The 14,539-nt window shown below is 63.6% G+C and carries 8 protein-coding genes; 4 read left to right on the plus strand and 4 right to left on the minus strand.

The features are described from left to right. Positions 1-150 precede the first annotated feature (150 nt). The 4 genes from guaD to xdhA form a co-directional block, all read right to left on the minus strand. Positions 151-1,458, minus strand: coding sequence for a guanine deaminase (gene guaD / locus J7655_RS09065; protein WP_230927701.1), 1,308 nt, complete (start codon positions 1,456-1,458; stop codon positions 151-153). Between the two features lie 108 nt (positions 1,459-1,566). Beyond that, positions 1,567-2,397: a xanthine dehydrogenase accessory protein XdhC gene (gene xdhC / locus J7655_RS09070; RefSeq protein ID WP_230927471.1), complete on the minus strand. Its 831-nt coding sequence runs from the start codon at positions 2,395-2,397 to the stop codon at positions 1,567-1,569. Positions 2,398-2,606: 209 nt separating this feature from the next. Further along, positions 2,607-5,003, minus strand: coding sequence for a xanthine dehydrogenase molybdopterin binding subunit (gene xdhB / locus J7655_RS09075; RefSeq protein ID WP_230927472.1), 2,397 nt, complete (start codon positions 5,001-5,003; stop codon positions 2,607-2,609). 17 nt (positions 5,004-5,020) lie between these two features. Beyond that, positions 5,021-6,460 carry a xanthine dehydrogenase small subunit gene (xdhA, locus tag J7655_RS09080; RefSeq protein ID WP_230927473.1) on the minus strand — a complete coding sequence of 480 codons (1,440 nt, stop codon included), beginning with the start codon at positions 6,458-6,460 and terminating at the stop codon, positions 5,021-5,023. Between the two features lie 364 nt (positions 6,461-6,824). Here xdhA and J7655_RS09085 point away from each other — a divergent pair, with 364 nt between their 5' ends. The 4 genes from J7655_RS09085 (at position 6,825) to ligA (ending at position 14,433) form a co-directional block, all read left to right on the plus strand. Next, complete coding sequence (locus J7655_RS09085; RefSeq protein WP_230927474.1) at positions 6,825-7,484, plus strand: GntR family transcriptional regulator; 660 nt, start codon at positions 6,825-6,827, stop codon at positions 7,482-7,484. A gap of 6 nt (positions 7,485-7,490) precedes the next feature. Next, on the plus strand, positions 7,491-10,979 hold the full coding sequence (gene smc, locus J7655_RS09090; protein WP_230927475.1) for a chromosome segregation protein SMC: 3,489 nt from the start codon (positions 7,491-7,493) through the stop codon (positions 10,977-10,979). Between the two features lie 212 nt (positions 10,980-11,191). Beyond that, complete coding sequence (gene zipA / locus J7655_RS09095) at positions 11,192-12,013, plus strand: cell division protein ZipA (protein WP_230927476.1); 822 nt, start codon at positions 11,192-11,194, stop codon at positions 12,011-12,013. A 59-nt stretch (positions 12,014-12,072) separates the two neighbouring features. Then, positions 12,073-14,433 (plus strand): NAD-dependent DNA ligase LigA, encoded by a 2,361-nt coding sequence (gene ligA / locus J7655_RS09100; RefSeq protein WP_230927477.1) that lies wholly within the window; start codon positions 12,073-12,075, stop codon positions 14,431-14,433. The last annotated feature ends 106 nt before the right edge of the window (positions 14,434-14,539 follow it).

Consider the following 14,539-nt stretch of genomic DNA (forward strand, 5'->3'; position numbering starts at 1 on the left):
ATCGCCGGCTTCAGCCTGTAGCCCGGATGCAATCCGGGGGTGTCGCGATATCGCCCCGGATTGCATCCGGGCTACGTTGGCTGCGGGTAGGGTGTGCTGTGCGCACCACGGCCACCGGGGAATGGCTGGTGCGCGCGGCGCACCCTACGGTCAGGCCTCGCGTTTATGCACCGATACGCCGGCGGCGAAGGTCTCCTTCACGGCGCGGTCGTCGCCGAGCATGGTCAGGGCGAACAGGCGTTCTTCCAGGCTTGTGGCCTGCTGCATGCGGTAACTGATCAGCGGCGTGGCGTTGTAGTCCAGCACCAGGAAGTCGGCATCCTTGCCGGGCAGGAAGTTGCCCAGCTGGTCGTCCAGGTAAAGGGCGTTGGCGCCACCGAGGGTGGCCAGGTACAGCGACTTGAACGGGTCGAGCTTCTTGCCCTGCAACTGCATCACCTTGTAGGCCTCGTTGAGTGATTGCAGCTGGCTGAAGCTGGTGCCGGCACCGACATCGGTGCCCAGGCCGACGCGCACGCCATGGGCTTCCAGCTTGTTCAGGTCGAACAGGCCGCTACCCAGAAACAGGTTGGAGGTCGGGCAGAAGGCTACCGCCGAGCCGGTTTCGGCCAGGCGCTTGCACTCGTCATCACACAGGTGCACGCCATGGGCGAACACCGCGCGCGGGCCGATCAGCTTGTGGTGGTCGTAGACATCGAGGTAGCCCTTGCGCTCGGGAAACAGTTCCTTGACCCATTCGATTTCCTTGCGGTTCTCGGACAGGTGGGTGTGCATATACAGGTTGGGATATTCCTGGAGCAGCTTGCCGGCCAGCTCCAGTTGCTCCGGCGTACTGGTCGGAGCGAAGCGCGGGGTGACGGCGTAGTGCAGGCGGCCCCTGCCGTGCCAGCGCTCGATCAGCGCCTTGCTCTCGGCGTAGCCGGTTTCCGCGGTATCGGTCAGGTAGTCCGGGGCGTTGCGATCCATCAGCACCTTGCCGGCGATCATGCGCAGGTTGAGCTTTTCGGCCTGCTCGAAGAAGGCATCCACCGATTGCGCATGCACGCTGCCGAACACCAGAGCGGTGGTGGTGCCGTTGCGCAGCAATTCCTTGAGGAAGATCGCCGCCACATCGCTGGCGTGCGCCTTGTCTTCGAACTGTTTTTCGGTGGGGAAGGTGTAGGTATTGAGCCAGTCCAGCAGCTGCTCGCCGTAGGAAGCGATCATGCCGGTCTGCGGGTAGTGGATATGGGTGTCGATAAAGCCGGGGGTGATCAGCGCGTCGCGGTAGTGCTGGATCTCGATGCCGGCCAGCTTCGGTAGCAGCTCGGCAGCCGCGCCGACCTGAGCGACCTTGCCGTTTTCGATCAGCAGCATGCCGTCCTCGAAATATTCGTAGGACTGCTCGACACCGACCACGGCCGGGTCGGCAAGGCTGTGCAGAATGGCGGCGCGGTAGGCTTTGCGGGTGTTGCTCATCATTAAAGTCTCGTACGTGGGCGCGCGGGGCGCACCATGAAAAATGGGGCGGTGCGCACAGCACACCCTACGATCTTGGCCCGTAGGGTGCGCTGTGCGCACCAATAGTCAGGATCTACGCGAGGCCGGCAGCAGCTTGGCGACGCTGGACTCACCCTTCTTTACGTCCTGACCGAAGCTGGCGTTATAGGTGGCGATCACCTCGCCGGCGATGGACACGGCAATTTCCACCGGCAGCTTGCCTTTCACCTCGGCCAGGCCCATCGGGCAGCGCATGCGCGCCATCAGGGTGTCCGCGAAGCCGCGTTCGCGCAGGCGGTGCTCGAACTTGACGCGTTTGGTCTTCGAGCCGATCAGGCCGTAATAGGCGAAGTCGCCGCGTTTGAGGATCGCTGCGGTCAGCTCCAGGTCGAGCTGATGGTTGTGGGTCATGACGATGTAGTAAATGCCGGGCGGCATGTTCTCCACCTCGTCGACCACCTCGTCGTTGATGATCTTATCCACGCCTGCGGGAATCTGCTCGGGGAATTCGTTCTCCCGCGAGTCGATCCAGCGCACCTTGCACGGCAGGCTGGCGAGCAACGGTACCAACGCGCGACCGACATGGCCGGCGCCGAATACGGCGATCTGCGCCTGCGGCTGGCCCATGGGCTCGAACAACAACACGGTGGCGCCGCCGCAGCACTGGCCGAGGCTGGCGCCGAGGGAGAAGCGCTCCAGGCGGGTGTCCTGGCTACGGCTGGCGAGCATCTCGCGGGCCATTTCCATGGCCTTGTATTCCAGGTGGCCGCCGCCGATGGTCTCGAAGATGCGTTCGGCGGTGACCACCATCTTCGAACCGGCATTGCGCGGCGTCGAGCCGCGTTCCTCGATGATGGTCACCAGCACGCAGGCTTCACCTTGTTGCTGCAGGTCGGCGAGGGCACTGATCCAGCTCATTTGCTCAGCCTCCAGCAAGGCGTGGTCTGCCCCGGGCGCGGCAGGCGCCAGTTGCTCGGCGACGGATCGAGAATCGGCTCCGGCGCCGGGCGAGCGGGTGGATTATTCGGTTCGGTGTGTTTTGTCATTGTTGTACACCTCTTGGCTTTGGGTCGTAGCCCGGATGCAATCCGGGGGCAGAGTTCCCCGGATTTCATCCGGGCTACGAATCAGGCTGGTTCGACCTGGGCAGCGCTGTCAGCCTTGGCCGTGGCCTTCAACTTGCGCATCTGCTCCACGCCCCAGAGCACGCGCTCGGGGGTGGCGGGGGCGTCGATCTGCGGTTGCACCTTGTAGTCGGCCAGGCTGGCCACGGCATCCTTCAGCGCGCACCAGGCGGCGATGCCGAGCATGAAAGGCGGTTCGCCCACGGCCTTGGAGTGGAATACGGTGTCTTCCGGGTTCTTGCGGTTCTCCACCAGCTTCACGCGCAGGTCGATGGGCATGTCGGTGATGGCGGGGATCTTGTAGCTGGCCGGGCCATTGGTCATCAGCTTGCCCTTGGCGTTCCACACCAGCTCTTCGGTGGTCAGCCAACCCATGCCCTGAACGAACGCGCCTTCGACCTGGCCGATGTCGATGGCCGGGTTCAGCGAGTCGCCGACGTCATGCAGGATGTCGCCGCGCAGCATGCGGTATTCGCCGGTCAGGGTGTCCACCAGCACTTCCACGCAGGCCACGCCGTAGGCGTAGTAGTAGAAGGGGCGGCCACGCGCTTGGTCCCGGTCATAGAAAATCTTCGGGGTGCGGTAGAAGCCGGTCGAAGACAGCGAGACCTGACCGAAATAGGCCTTCTGGATCACCTCCTCGAAGGACAGGAAGTGATCGCGCACGCGCACCTGGCCATTGCGGAATTCGACGTCTTCCGGGGTGACCTTGTACTCGCGCACCAGGAAGTCGACCAGGCGCTGCTTGATGGTTTCGGCCGCGTTCTTGGCCGCCATGCCGTTGAGGTCGGTGCCGCTGCTGGCAGCGGTCGGCGAGGTGTTGGGCACCTTGTCGGTGTTGGTGGCGGTGATCTGGATGCGCTCGATATCGACCTGGAACACTTCGGCCACGACTTGTGCGACCTTGGTGTTGAGGCCCTGGCCCATCTCGGTGCCGCCGTGGTTGAGGTGGATCGAGCCGTCGGTGTAGATATGGATCAGCGCGCCGGCCTGGTTGAGGAAGGTGGCGGTGAAGCTGATGCCGAATTTCACCGGGGTCATGGCCAAACCTTTCTTCAACACCGGGCTTTTCTGGTTGAACTCGATGATTTCGCGACGGCGCTTGGCGTACTCGGCGCTTTCCTCCAGCTCGGCGGTCATCTCGTGGATGACGTTGTGCTCGACGGTCTGGTGGTAGTGGGTGACGTTGCGCTCGGTTTTGCCGTAGTAGTTGAGCTTGCGTACCTCCAGTGGATCCTTGCCCAGGCTGCGCGCGACGGCGTCCATCACTTCCTCGATGGCGACCATGCCCTGCGGGCCACCAAAGCCGCGGTAGGCGGTGTTCGAGGCGGTGTTGGTCTTGCAGCGATGACCATTGATGGTGGCGTTGCCGAGGAAGTAGGCGTTGTCCGAGTGGAACATGGCGCGGTCGACGATGGAGCCGGACAGATCCGGCGAATAGCCGCAGTTGCCAGCCAGGTCCATCTCGATGCCGTGCAGCAGGCCGTCGTCATCGAAGCCGACGTCGTACTCGACATAGAAGGGATGGCGCTTGCCGGTCATGCTCATGTCTTCCATGCGCGGCAGGCGCATCTTGGTCGGCCGGCCAGTGAGATGGGCGATCACTGCGCACAGGCACGCCGGGCCGGCGGCCTGGGTTTCCTTTCCGCCGAAACCACCGCCCATGCGGCGCATGTCGATGACGATCTTGTTCATCGGCACGCCAAGCACTTCGGCCACCAGCTTCTGCACTTCAGTGGGGTTCTGCGTCGAGGTAAAGACCAGCATGCCGCCGTCTTCGGTCGGCATCACCGAGGAAATCTGGGTTTCCAGGTAGAAGTGCTCCTGACCGCCGATATGCAGGGTGCCCTGCAGGCGACGCGGGGCGCTTGCCAGCTTGCTGGCCGAGTCGCCGATGCGATGGGTGTGGCTGGCGAGTACGAAATGCTTCTTGCGGTAGGCCTCGACCACGTCGAGCACCGGCTCCAGGTCTTCGTATTCGACGATGGCGGCCATGGCCGCCTTGCGCGCGGTTTCCAGGCTGTCGGCGGCGACTGCCAGTACCACCTGTCCCACGTACTCGACCTTGCCGTCGGCTAGCAGCGGGTCGCCGGCGACCACCGGGCCGATATCCAACTGGCCCGGTACGTCGTCCTTGGTGATGGCGATGGCCACGCCCGGAAACTCGTAGCAGGGGCGGGTGTCGATGCGCAGGATGCGCGCGTGGGCGCGATCGGACTGGCGCGCGTAGACGTGCAACTGGTTGGGGAATTCCAGGCGGTCGTCGACATAGACCGCTTCGCCGGTGACGTGCTTGTCTGCGCTTTCGTGCTTGACGCTGCGGCCAACGCCGCTGGTCATGCCGGCGCGGAACAATTCGGCCAGCTCTTCCTGGGATTTGTGCTGAATATGACTGGACATCTTTCTATCCCCAACTCTTATGCGTAGGCAGTGACCCGGGTTTCGACCTCGGGCGATTGCTGTTCCAGGAAGAACTTGCGCAGCAGGTTCTGAGCAGTCAGCAGGCGGTATTCCTTGCTGGCACGGAAATCCGACAGCGGGGTGAAGTCCTCGGCCAGCGCCGCGCAGGCACGTTCGATCACGCCCGGGTACCAGGCCGATCCGACCAGCGCCGCCTCGCAGGCGCTTGCGCGTTTGGGGATGGCAGCCATGCCGCCGAAGGCGATGCGCGCATCTCGCACCACGCCATCTTCGATGGTCAGGTTGAAGGCGGCGCAGACGGCGGAGATGTCGTCGTCCAGGCGCTTGGACACCTTGTAGGCGCGGAAGGCCTGATTCGGCTGGGCGCGCGGCACGATGATCTTCTCGATAAATTCGGCTTCCTGACGGGCAGTCACCTTGTAGTCGAGGAAGTAGTCCTGCAGCGGCAGGATGCGGCGGGTGTTGCCCTGGCGCAGGGCAATCTGCGCACCGAGGGCAATCAGCAGGGGCGGGGCGTCGCCAATGGGCGAGGCGTTGCCGATATTGCCGCCCAGGGTGCCCTGGTTGCGGATCTGCAGCGAGGCGAAGCGGTGTAGCAGCTCGCCGAAGTCCGGGTATTCGCGTGACAGCGCTGCGTAGCAGTCGGACAGCGCGGCGGCCGCGCCGATTTCGATGGCGCTGTCGGTCACGTCGATGCGTTTCATGTCTTCGATATGGCCGACGTAGATCATCACCGGCAGTTCACGGTGGAACTGGGTGACTTCCAGGGCCAGATCGGTGCCGCCGGCGAGCAGGCGGGCTTCGGGGTTGGCGGCATAGAGGTCGGCCAGGTCGGCCACGGTCAGCGGCACCAGGCAGCGCTTGTCGCCACTGTTGAGTTCGGCGGTTTCGCGCGGAGCGATGCTCTTGAGTTGGGCGACGGTGGCGCTTTCGAAGGCATCGAATTGATCCGGCTGCTTCTGGCAGCAGGCCTGCTCGGCAGCGTCGATGATCGGCCGGTAGCCCGTGCAGCGGCAGAGGTTGCCGGCCAGAGCCTCCATGGTTTGGCCCTTGTCGTACCCGGTGGAGTTCTTCTGCAGGGCAAACAGCGACATGATGAAGCCGGGGGTGCAGAAGCCACACTGCGAACCGTGACAGTCGACCATCGCCTGTTGCACGCTGTGCAGCTTGCCCTGGTGTTTGAGGTCTTCGACGGTGATCAGTTGCTTGCCATGCAGGCTGGAAACGAAGGTTAGGCAGGAATTGAGGGTGCGATAGCGTACGCGCTCGCCCTCGAGCTCGCCCACCACCACGGTGCAGGCACCGCAGTCGCCGGAGGCGCAGCCTTCCTTGGTTCCGGTTTTTCCGACGTGCTCACGCAGGTAGTTGAGCACGGTGACGTTGGGGTCCAGGGCATGCTCTGTGCGCAGCTCCCGGTTGAGTAAAAACTGGATCAAGGACGACCTCCAGGCATTTTATTGTTATGAATCGTTGGCTCGCCGGGTGATCTGCGTGCACTGCAAGGCCCGGGCGAGATTGGTCATGGAGGCAATCTAGGGTTTTCTGACTTTTGGGTCAATAAATTTCTGACCTGAAAGTCAGTCTATTTTTGGTAGCATGATCCGTGAGTCTGGGCATTCTGCTTGATGGCTTCCGCCCTGAAGGGCGCTCCAAGATTCGTGCAGCAAGTGTCATGCCGTACGCTTGGCCCGGTAACGCCCTGTGGTACACTTGCCGCCAGATTTTCTTGCTCCCGCCCAGCCGTGGCGCGGCTCTCAGACTCGACCGCCTGCCCCTGGATCGACGTAAATAAGGAATGTCATGACGTTCAAGGCCCTGGACAGCCTCGCCGAGCAAATCGCGCATTACCTGGCCGAACGCATCATTCGCGGTGAGCTCAAGGAACGTGAGCGCATTCAGGAGCAGAAAGTCACCCAGGCCCTTAACGTCAGTCGTGGTTCGGTACGCGAAGCGCTGCTCATTCTCGAGCGCCGCCACCTGATCGTGATCCTGCCGCGCCGCGGTGCCCAGGTCAGCGAACTGACCCCGCACCACGTCACCAGCCTCTATGCGCTGAGCATCGAGCTGTACGCCATGCTGGCCCGCGCGGTGATCGAACGCTGGCAGGTGGAGGCCGACCTGGCGCCGTTCATCGAGATCAAAAATCGCCTGCAGGACAGCCTTGAGCGCGACGATATCAGCGCCTTTGTCGAGAACAGCTTCGACGTGATGCGCGCTGCCTTTCCCTTTGCCGACAACCCCTATCTGCAGGAAACCCTGGAGAATCTGCTGCCGGCCATCAGCCGCACCTACCACCTGGCGCTGGAACGGCGCAAAGGTGAGATGGGCCAGTTCATGAACACCTTCGCCAGTCTGCTGCAGGCGATCATCACCCGCGACCCCGTGCTTGCCCGCGAGGTGCTGCAGGCCTACGGTGAGCATAACTGCCAGCTGGTGCTGGCCACCCTGGCCGAGCGCTAAGCCGCGATGCGCCTGAAGAGCATCAAGCTGGCGGGCTTCAAGTCCTTCGTCGACCCGACGACGGTGAGCTTTCCCAGCAACATGGCGGCCGTGGTCGGACCCAATGGTTGCGGCAAGTCCAACATCATCGACGCCGTGCGCTGGGTGATGGGCGAAAGCTCGGCGAAGAACCTGCGCGGCGAGTCGATGACCGACGTCATCTTCAACGGCTCCAACACGCGCAAACCGGTGACTCAGGCGTCCATCGAACTGATCTTCGACAACAGCGATAACTCGCTGGTGGGCGAATACGCGGCCTTCGCGGAAATTTCCATCCGCCGCCGGGTGACCCGCGACGGGCAGAACACCTACTTCCTCAACGGCACCAAATGCCGCCGTCGCGACATCACCGATATCTTCCTCGGCACCGGTCTTGGTCCGCGCAGTTACTCGATCATCGAGCAGGGCATGATCAGCAAGCTGATTGAGGCCAAGCCCGAGGAGTTGCGCAACTTCATCGAGGAAGCCGCCGGCATCTCCAAGTACAAGGAGCGCCGTCGCGAGACCGAGAACCGCATCCGCCGCACCCAGGAAAACCTGGCGCGCCTGACCGACCTGCGCGAGGAACTGGAACGCCAGCTCGAACGCCTGCACCGCCAGGCCCAGGCTGCGGAGAAATATCAGGAATACAAAGCAGAGGAACGCCAGCTCAAGGCGCAACTGCTGGCCCTGCGCTGGCAGACCCTGAACCAGCAGGTCGGTAGCCGCGAGCAGGTGATCGGCGATCAGGAAGTCGCTTTCGAGGCGCTAGTGGCCGAGCAGCGCAGCGCCGATGCCAGCATCGAGCGCCTGCGCGATGGTCACCATGAACTCTCCGAGCGCTTCAACCTGGTGCAGGGCCGTTTCTACTCGGTGGGCGGCGATATCGCCCGCGTCGAGCAGAGCATTCAGCACGGCCAGCAGCGCCTGCGCCAGTTGCAGGACGACCTGCGCGAGGCGGAAAAGGCGCGCCTGGAAACCGAATCGCACCTGGGGCACGACCGCACCTTGCTCGCTACCCTGGGTGAAGAGCTGGAGATGCTCTTGCCCGAGCAGGAGATGACTGCGGCTGCCGCCGAAGAATCCGCTGCCAGCCTGGAAGAGGCCGAGGCCGCCATGCACGGTTGGCAGGAGCAGTGGGACGGCTTCAACCAGCGCAGCGCCGAACCGCGCCGCCAGGCCGAAGTGCAGCAATCGCGCATCGCCCAACTGGAGCAGAGCCTGGAGCGCCTGGCCGAGCGCCAGCGCCGCTTGAACGAAGAATTGCAGCAACTGGCGGCTGATCCCGAAGACGCCGCTATTCTCGAACTGAACGAACAGCTGGCTGTCGGCGAGTTGGAGCACGAAGCGCTGCAACTGGCCGAAGAGCAACAGGCCGAACGCCTGCAGCACTTGCGCGAGGAACTGCAGCAGGCCGGTCAGGCCCAGCAGCAGGCGCAAGGTGAGCTGCAACGCCTGAATGGTCGCCTGGCGTCGCTGGAGGCGCTGCAACAGGCGGCGCTCGATCCGGGGCAGGGCGCCGGCGAGTGGCTGCGCGAGCAGAATCTGCTGCAGCGTCCGCGCCTGGCCGAAGGGCTGCGCGTGGAGGCTGGCTGGGAACTGGCGGTGGAAACCGTGCTCGGTGCCGACCTGCAGGCCGTGCTGCTGGATGATTTCGCCGGCCTGGATTTCTCGGCGCTGGAGCAGGGCGAACTGCGTCTGGCCAGCCCGCCTGCGGGCGGTGCGCGCCGCCCCGGCAGCCTGCTGGACAAGGTCGAGTCGAACCACGACCTGTCGCCCTGGTTGGCCGCTGTGCGCCCGGTGGAGTCGCTGGAGCAGGCGCTGGCCGCCCGTGCGCAACTGGTCGAAGGCGAAAGCCTGATCAGCCGCGACGGCTACTGGGTCGGCCGGCACTTCCTGCGTGTGCGCCGCGCCGCCGAAGCTGACAGCGGCGTGCTGGCGCGGGGGCAGGAACTGGAGCGTCTGCAGCTGGAGCGCGAAGAGCGTGAAGCGGCCCTGGCGCAACTGGATGAACGCTTGCTGGCGCTGCGCGATGATCAACGCCGGCAGGAAGAGCTACGCGAGCAGCAGCGCCGTCAGGGCCAGGAGCTGGCGCGGCAGCTGAGCGAATTGAAGGCAAAGCTGTCCGCCAGCCAGGCCAAAGCCGAGCAACTGGGCCTGCGCCGTCGTCGTCTGCAGGACGAGTTGCAGGAAGCGGCCGAACAACGCGAGATCGAGCAGGAGCAACTGGGCGAGTCGCGTCTGCAACTGCAGGACGCACTGGATGCCATGGCGCTGGATAACGAGCAGCGTGAACGCCTACTGGCCAGCCGTGACAGCCTGCGCGAACGCCTCGATCGCGTGCGCCAGGAAGCGCGTCAGCACAAGGACCACGCCCATCAGTTGGCGGTGCGCGTCGGCTCGCTTAAGGCCCAGCACGATTCCACTCGCCAGGCGCTGGAGCGCCTGCAACTGCAGGCCGAGCGTCTGCACGAACGGCGCGAGCAACTGTCGCTGAACCTGGAAGAGGGCGAGGCGCCGCTGGAAGAGCTGCGCATCAAGCTCGAAGAACTGCTCGAACGGCGCATGGCGGTGGATGACGAACTGCGCCAGGCGCGCCTGGCCCTGGAGGACGCCGATCGCGAACTGCGCGATGCCGAGAAGCGCCGCACCCAGGCCGAGCAGCAGGCGCAACTGCTGCGCAGCCAGCTGGAGCAGCAGCGCATGGACTGGCAGTCGCTCAACGTGCGGCGCAAGGCCTTGGCCGACCAGCTCGCCGAGGACAACTACGACCTGCATGGGGTGATCGCCACGCTGCCGGCCGAGGCCACGGAAAGCGCCTGGGAAGAAGAGCTGGAGCGCATGGCCGCGCGTATCGCCCGTCTCGGGCCGATCAACCTGGCGGCTATCGACGAGTATCAGCAGCAGTCCGAGCGCAAGCGTTATCTGGATGCGCAGGACGCCGATCTGGTCGAGGCGCTGGAAACCCTGGAAAACGTCATCCGCAAGATCGACAAGGAAACGCGCAATCGTTTCAAGGACACCTTCGATCAGATCAACAGTGGTTTGCAGGCACTCTTTCCAAAAGTTTTCGGTGGCGGCAACGCTTATTTGGAACTCACCGGCGAAGATTTACTCGATACCGGGGTGACCATCATGGCGCGGCCCCCGGGCAAGAAGAACAGCACCATTCATTTGCTCTCCGGTGGAGAGAAGGCGTTGACCGCCTTGGCATTGGTGTTTTCCATCTTCCAGCTCAACCCGGCGCCGTTCTGCATGTTGGACGAAGTGGATGCACCGCTGGATGACGCCAACGTCGGGCGCTATGCGCGCCTGGTCAAGGAGATGTCGGCGACCGTGCAGTTCATCTATATCACCCACAACAAGATCGCCATGGAAATGGCTGATCAGTTGATGGGGGTTACCATGCATGAGCCGGGTTGTTCGCGCCTGGTGGCGGTGGATGTCGAGGAGGCGTTGGCGATGGTGGATGGGTAACGCACGGCACTGCGAATTTAACTGAACATAGGCAAAACCTTGTGTGCGACCCTGTGTAAAGTTGCCTTTCGTCGTGCTAGCTTATTGCCCTCTTTTGTTACACGCGGAAAACGTCAGACAGAACATGGAGTTGGCGCCGCGTTTTATAGTCGAGTTGTGATCCGGTCGATTGGATCTTTTTTTCACCAGAATTGTTAAGGGTCAGGTATTTCATGGAATTCGGTCTGCGCGAGTGGCTGATCGTTATTGGCATCATCGTTATCGCTGGCATTCTGTTCGACGGCTGGCGCCGCATGCGCGGCGGCAAGGGCCGGCTCAAGTTCAAGCTCGATCGCAGCCTGGCCAACATGCCGGACGATGACAGCGACCCTGATCTGCTCAGCCCACCGCGCGTGGTCAATCGCGACCACGGGCCGCAACTGGACGAAGACGACCTGCCATCGATGAGCGCCAAGGATCTGCCACGCCGCGTACGCAACGAGCCACAGCAGGGTGATCTCAATCTGGCCATCGACGAGCCGGTGCCGACGCTGCTCAACCCGGTCGATGATCAACCGCAAGAGACGAAAAAAGCCGCCAAGCCGGCAGCCGAAGCAGCTCCGGTGGAAGAGGTGCTGGTGATCAACGTGGTCGCTCGCGACGACTTCGGCTTCAAGGGGCCGGCGCTGTTGCAGAACATCCTCGAAAGCGGCCTGCGCTTCGGCGAGATGGACATCTTCCATCGCCACGAGAGCATGGCCGGCAACGGTGAGGTGCTGTTCTCCATGGCCAACGCGCTCAAGCCGGGCACCTTCGACCTGGACGATATCGAAGGCTTCAGCACACGCGCGGTGAGCTTCTTCCTCAGCCTGCCAGGCCCGCGCCATCCCAAGCAGGCTTTCGATGTGATGGTCGCTGCCGCGCGCAAGCTGGCCCACGAACTGGGCGGTGAGCTGAAGGACGACCAGCGCAGCGTGATGACCGCGCAGACCATCGAACACTATCGCCAGCGCATCGTCGAATTCGAACGCCGGCAGTTGACCCAGAAACGCTGAAACATCAGTGCATTGCAAAAGAGCAGCCGAGGCTGCTCTTTTCGTTTGAGAGACCGAGCATGACCGACGCTGCCCAACGTATCGCCGCGCTGCGCCAGGAACTGGACGCGCACAACTATCGTTACTACGTGCTGGATGAACCGAGCGTTCCCGATGCTGAGTACGACCGCCTGTTCCGTGAATTGCAGGCGCTGGAAGCCAAGCATCCGGAGCTGGTCACGCCCGAGTCGCCAACCCAGCGCGTTGGTGGTGAGGCCCTCAGCGCCTTTGGCGAGGTGCGCCATGAAGTGCCGATGCTCAGCCTCGGCAACGCCTTCGAGGAAGAGGATCTGCGCGCCTTCGACCGCAGCGTGCAGAACGGCCTGGGCGTACAGGGCGGCGATTTGTTCGGTGGCGGCGCCGAGGTCGAATACAGCTGCGAACCCAAGCTCGACGGCCTGGCCGTCAGCCTGCGTTACGAGAATGGCCAGTTGGTGCGTGGCGCTACGCGCGGAGACGGCAGCACCGGCGAAGACATCACCAGCAACGTGCGCACCATCCGTAACGTGCCGCTCAAGCTGCAGGGCGAGGGTTGGCCGCAGGTGCTGGAAGTGCGCGGCGAGGTGTTCATGCCCAAGGCCGGCTTCGAGGAGTTGAATGCGCGGCAGGCCGAGAGCGGCGGCAAGACCTTCGCCAACCCGCGCAATGCCGCAGCCGGCAGCTTGCGTCAGCTCGACCCGAAAATCACCGCCAGCCGTCCGCTGGAGTTCTGCTGCTACGGTGTCGGCCAGGTCAGTGGTGAGTTGCCGGGCACCCAGGTGGCCATGCTGCAGCAGCTCAAGGCCTGGGGCGTGCCCATCAGTCGTGAACTGAAGCTGGCCAAGGGCGTTGAAGCCTGCCTGGACTACTACCGCGATATCGGTCAACGGCGCATGAGCCTGGCTTATGACATCGATGGCGTGGTGTTCAAGGTCAACAATATCGAAGACCAGCAGCAGCTGGGCTTCCGTGCGCGCACGCCGCACTGGGCCATCGCCCACAAGTTTCCCGCGCAGGAGGAGCTCACCGAGCTGCTCGACGTCGAGTTCCAAGTCGGTCGCACTGGCGCCGTCACCCCGGTGGCGCGTCTGAACCCGGTCAAGGTGGCGGGCGTGATGGTGGCCAACGCTACTCTGCACAACATGGACGAAGTGGCGCGCCTGGGTGTGATGATCGGCGACACGGTGATCATTCGCCGCGCGGGGGACGTGATCCCGCAGGTGATGGCCGTGGTGCCGGAGCGTCGCCCGGCCGATGCACGCCCTGTGCATATCCCCGAGCATTGCCCGGTGTGCGGCTCGGCGGTGGAGCGCACACAACTGGTCAAGCGCAGCAAGGGCAAGGAGTCGGTCAGCGAAGGTTCGGTGTACCGCTGCGTCGGTCGCCTGAGCTGCCAGGCGCAGCTCAAGCAGGCGATCATCCACTTCGTCTCGCGTCGCGCCATGGACATCGAAGGCCTCGGCGACAAGACCATCGAGCAACTGGTGGACGAGCAGCTGATCGCCTCACCGGCCGACCTGTACAAACTGACTTTCGAACAGATCATCGGCCTGGAAGGCTTCGCCGAGGTGTCCAGCAACAAGCTGCTGGCGGCCATCGCAGACAGCAAGCGACCGCCCCTGGCGCGCTTTATCTACGCCCTTGGCATCCCCGATGTGGGCGAGGAAACTGCCAAGGTGCTGGCGCGCTCCCTGGCCTCGCTGGAACGCGTGCGTCAGGCGCAGCCGCAGGTGCTGACTTATCTGCCGGATATCGGCCTGGAAGTTGCGCACGAGATCCACAGCTTTTTCGAGGATGCGCACAACCAGCAGGTGATCAGCGCCTTGCTCGGTGAGTGTGGTCTTGAGTTGCAGGAAGAGGGCGAGCTGAGCGCCGAGTTCTCCGCCGTGGCCACGCTCGGCGGCATGCTCGACAAGCTGAATATCCCGAGTGTCGGTCCTGGTGCGGCGCAGAAGCTGGCCGAGCGTTTCGGCAGTCTCGACGGCGTGCTCGCCGGCGATTGGCTGGATATGCGCCAGGCCCTGCCGGAGAAGCAGGCCAAGGCCGTGCGTGAGTTCTTCGATAACGCTGAAAACGCCCAGCTGGCTCGCGCCATCGAGCAGCAGTTGCGTGACTTCGGCATGCACTGGGAAAGCGAGAAGAAGGTCGCCGAAGGCCTGCCCCTGGCTGGCCAGACCTGGGTGCTCACCGGCACCCTGGAAGTCATGAGCCGCGACGTGGCCAAGGAGAAGCTGGAAAGCCTCGGCGCCAAGGTGGCCGGCTCGGTGTCGGCCAAGACCCATTGCGTGGTGGCCGGGCCTGGCGCTGGCTCGAAGCTGGCCAAGGCCAGCGAGCTGGGGGTGAAGGTGCTGGACGAAGCGCAGTTCCTCGACCAGCTCAAGGTCTACGGCATCGAACCCTAATAGGCTGTTCGCGAGCAGGGCTCGCTCCTACAAGAGTCAGGCGAAGGTACGCCGCTCGTGTAGGAGCGGCTTCAGCCGCGAAATGACCGGTGCAGGAGCTCTGAGG

The organism is Pseudomonas wenzhouensis, assembly GCF_021029445.1.
Lineage (GTDB): Bacteria > Pseudomonadota > Gammaproteobacteria > Pseudomonadales > Pseudomonadaceae > Aquipseudomonas > Aquipseudomonas wenzhouensis.

Excerpts from the sequence above, each read along its gene's own strand:
- xdhB (WP_230927472.1), bottom strand. The coding sequence starts at position 5,003 with ATGTCCAGTCATATTCAGCACAAATCCCAGGAAGAGCTGGCCGAATTG.
- guaD (WP_230927701.1), bottom strand. The coding sequence starts at position 1,458 with ATGAGCAACACCCGCAAAGCCTACCGCGCCGCCATTCTGCACAGCCTT.
- smc (WP_230927475.1), top strand. The coding sequence starts at position 7,491 with ATGCGCCTGAAGAGCATCAAGCTGGCGGGCTTCAAGTCCTTCGTCGAC.
- xdhC (WP_230927471.1), bottom strand. The coding sequence starts at position 2,397 with ATGAGCTGGATCAGTGCCCTCGCCGACCTGCAGCAACAAGGTGAAGCC.
- J7655_RS09085 (WP_230927474.1), top strand. The coding sequence starts at position 6,825 with ATGACGTTCAAGGCCCTGGACAGCCTCGCCGAGCAAATCGCGCATTAC.
- ligA (WP_230927477.1), top strand. The coding sequence starts at position 12,073 with ATGACCGACGCTGCCCAACGTATCGCCGCGCTGCGCCAGGAACTGGAC.
- zipA (WP_230927476.1), top strand. The coding sequence starts at position 11,192 with ATGGAATTCGGTCTGCGCGAGTGGCTGATCGTTATTGGCATCATCGTT.